The organism is Paenibacillus sp. GCM10027629, from assembly GCF_042676425.1.
GTDB lineage: Bacteria > Bacillota > Bacilli > Paenibacillales > Paenibacillaceae > Paenibacillus_K > Paenibacillus_K terrigena.
In genome coordinates this window covers 2,104,064-2,104,790 of the sequence record NZ_JBHTGZ010000009.1, presented here as the reverse complement: position 1 = coordinate 2,104,790, position 727 = coordinate 2,104,064, and the positions used below count along the sequence as shown (strand labels likewise).

Sequence of the window (727 nt, the reverse complement as noted above, 5' to 3'; positions counted from 1 at the left end):
TTCGGCAGCATTCGAATACGTCGGATATGATATTCCATTGCGATGAAATCGTTAGTTATATTTCTCAGCATATGACGCTGCTGCCGGGCGATATCATCCTGACCGGAACGCCGGCCGGTGTCGTGTTTGGTTATCCGAAGGAGAAGCAGGTCTATTTGAAGCCGGGCGATGTCGTGACGATCGAGATCGAGAAGCTGGGCGCTCTGACAAACCGCATGGTGAGCGAACAATTCTAGAGGAGTGGGGATATGGCAGCAAACAGGGTAACAGAAATCAAAGTGGCTCATCTTCATCCGGATCAAGTCGAGCGGTATGAACAACTTCACCGCGATATTCCTGCTGGGAACGAACAGCATATGCAGGAAGCGGGCATTGTATCCTTACGGATTTTTCGCGAGGGACTGACCCTGTTTATGATTGTCGAGTCGGATTTATCTTTGGCGCTTCCGGACCGGGTCATCGACCACCAGCTGGAAGAGGAATGGCATCGGATGACAGGCGAATGCTTCTCGAAAACATGGCAGGATGCGAGCGAGATCTATCAGTTGCCTAAGGAGGGTTCGAGGGCATGAGTGAACGGCAAGCAGTTGATAATCCCATATTACCGGGAGACCACCCAGATCCTTCGATCGTCCGCGTTGGAACGGATTATTATATGGTTACCTCGACGTTTCAGTATTTTCCCGGGGTTCAAGTTCTGCATTCCCGCGATTTGGTTCACTGGCTA

The 727-nt window shown here is 50.9% G+C and carries 3 protein-coding genes; all 3 read left to right on the top strand.

The window, feature by feature from the left end; genetic code table 11:
• On the top strand, window positions 1-236 hold a 236-nt coding region (locus ACFQZR_RS19275), incomplete at its 5' end, for a fumarylacetoacetate hydrolase family protein (protein ID WP_379348704.1).
• Window positions 237-248: 12 nt separating this feature from the next.
• Window positions 249-572 (top strand): L-rhamnose mutarotase, encoded by a 324-nt coding sequence (locus tag ACFQZR_RS19270; RefSeq protein ID WP_379348702.1) that lies wholly within the window; start codon window positions 249-251, stop codon window positions 570-572.
• On the top strand, window positions 569-727 hold a 159-nt coding region (locus tag ACFQZR_RS19265; protein ID WP_379348937.1), incomplete at its 3' end, for a family 43 glycosylhydrolase. The genes ACFQZR_RS19270 and ACFQZR_RS19265, both read left to right, overlap by 4 nt.